2 protein-coding genes are annotated in these 2,410 nt (G+C 64.5%); both read left to right on the top strand.

Annotated elements, in window-relative coordinates:
- The first annotated feature begins 528 nt into the window (after positions 1-528).
- Positions 529-1,197 carry a HemK/PrmC family methyltransferase gene (locus tag EOA22_RS30900; protein ID WP_245478728.1) on the top strand — a complete coding sequence of 223 codons (669 nt, stop codon included), beginning with the start codon at positions 529-531 and terminating at the stop codon, positions 1,195-1,197.
- Entirely contained in the window at positions 1,194-2,309 is a 1,116-nt protein-coding gene (locus EOA22_RS30895) for a hypothetical protein (protein ID WP_013525353.1), read from the top strand. Before EOA22_RS30900 ends, EOA22_RS30895 begins: the two co-directional genes overlap by 4 nt.
- Positions 2,310-2,410: the final 101 nt, after the last annotated feature.

Raw genomic sequence — 2,410 nt, 5'->3', positions numbered from 1 at the left:
CTCCTCAAGCAGCACCTCCACCGTTCTTGTCAGCTCGCGCTGCTTTGGCGGCGGGAGATGGTCGATGCTGGATTTCATAAACGAGGATCTGTCGTCCATCGGGTATGCTTAGCCGAGACTACGCCTCGAATCCACAGACTGCCTCCCCGGGCAGACGCAATTGAAGTATGTGGAGCTTGCTGGCTCATTCGTTCGCCGCTCAGCAGACCGAGGTTGCCGTCGGTTGCAGCGGTACTCAACCGCATGCTGGCGTGCGCACGCCCGGAGTCTGTCCGACATCAAGTCCGGCAGCTACAATCGGCAACTTCAAAGACCGAAATGCGTTCGATTTCATATCCGCGCACCAACGCCGCATCTATATGGCCGAGTTGGTGCGCTGCGCAGTATCGGCGGCGATATCTTTAGCAGCCGTTTACCGGAGCGCGATAGGTCCTGTGTATGCAATACTGTCGGATGACGTAAGGAACCGCCGTGCCGCACAGAGCAGCAGCCCTAGCCGGCCGTTCTACGCCCCGCCTGCATCGTTTCATGAGCGTGATGCTCGAACTGGCTCCGGGCGTTCTCGTGCCGCGTCAGGAAACGGAGTTGCTCGGACAGAGGGCGCTTGCGATTCTTGGCGATCGCGCGCCCGGCCCGATGGTGATCGACATGTGCTGCGGCTCCGGCAACCTTGCTCTGTCGATCGCCGCGGAAGTTCCGTCGGCCCGCGGCTGGGGGGTGGACGTGACTGACAGCACGGTCGCGCTCGCCCGGAGCAATGCCGAGCGCTTGGGCCTTCAGGACCGGGTCACCATCCGGAAAGGGGATCTGTTCGGTGCGCTGGAGGGCGATGGGCTTATCGGCGCAGCGGACATGATTGTCTGCAATCCGCCCTATATCTCGACCGCGCGCCTCGAAGGCGAGAGCGCGCATCTGCTTGAGGGCGAGCCGCGCGAGGCCTTCGACGGGGGGCCTTACGGCATCTCGATCCAACAGCGGCTGATCCGGGACGCAACCGATTTCCTCAAGCCTGATGGCTGGCTGCTGTTCGAGTTCGGGCAGGGGCAGGACCGCCAGGTGGCTGCCCTGATAGCCAGAGCCAAGGCCTATGAACCCGTGACATTCGCCAAGGATGAGGTCGGAATGCCGCGTGTCGCACTCCTCCGCAAGCTTGGGAACGGTTCGCCCGCGATCTCATCCTCCGCGAGTTTGGCATGAGCCAGATTCGTCCCCTGCAGGCTGCGGATATTCCGGCCGTCGCCGGGCTCTTTCAAAGAACCTTCCGGGACGGTGGCAAGCCGCCGCCTCCGGCGCTCGAGACTTATCTGCGCTGGCACTATCTCGAAGGCCCGGTCTGCGATCCGGAGATCGCGTCTCTCGTCCATATTGCGAGCGAAGGCGACATTTCAGGCTTTGTCGGCGTAAATGTGCTGCCGATGAGGCATGGCCAGTGCAAGCTGCGCGCCGCCATCTGTGGTTCGCTCATGGTCGAACCGCGGGCGAACGACCCGATGGCCGGCGCAAGGCTGCTCAGGACATTCCTGGCCGGGCCGCAGGACATCTCCTTCAGCGAAACCGCAAATGCCCTCTCGACGCAGATGTGGACGAAACTGCGCGGGGTCGCCCTGCCGCAATACAGCCTGGACTGGATCCGGGTCATCCGGCCTTCGGCCTTCCTGCTCGATCTAGCCTCGCGGCGAGCCGGCGCCGTGCGCTTGCTTGACCCGCTCGCGCGCGGACTCGATCGCTATCTTCGCGGACGGATGCAGGAGAACGAGATGCGCTGGTCCGGGGTCCCGGAACTCTGGAATGGCAAGGGCGGCCTCAAGGTAGCCGAAATCGATCAAGCCGGTTTTGCGGCTCTTTTGGACCCGTTGACGCGGCAGTTCCCGCTCCGCCCCGACTGGAGCGCCGAGCAGCTTGCGCATATCCTCGCGGAGGCTTCCCAGAAGCCGGACTATGGTGATGCCGTGTTCGCGTCCGTCTCCTCCCCCAGCGGGGCGCTGGTCGGCGCCTTCCTCTATCACACCCGCCCGGGCAGGATGGCGCGCGTGCTGCAGGTTCTGGCCCTGCCGGGGCAAGCTGGTTCCGTCGTCGACTGCTTGATTGGCGATGCGGCGCGGCGCGGCGCCGCCGGCCTGCGCGGCCGGACGCAACCCGCTCTGCTCGCAGCGATGCTGGGCCGGCGGGTCGCCTTCACTCAACCGGCCTCGACCGTGGTGCATTCGCGCGACGAGGAGCTGGTGAACGCGTTTCTGAGCTCGCAAGGCTTCTTCAACGGGCTGGCCGGCGAGCGCTGGAATCGCTTGGCCGGGGAGCAGTTCGAATAGGCCGTCATTTGCCCGCGCGGCGACGTAATCCCGATGGTCGCGCCGATCTCAGCTGGCGATTTCCTCGACGGGGCGGACGAGCTGCGGGCCAAGGTGCAGAT

Source organism: Mesorhizobium sp. M7A.F.Ca.US.014.04.1.1 (genome assembly GCF_003998745.1).
GTDB classification, from domain to species: domain Bacteria; phylum Pseudomonadota; class Alphaproteobacteria; order Rhizobiales; family Rhizobiaceae; genus Mesorhizobium; species Mesorhizobium ciceri.
Note: the sequence above shows the minus strand (reverse complement) of the source record. Positions and strands in the feature narration are given on the sequence as shown.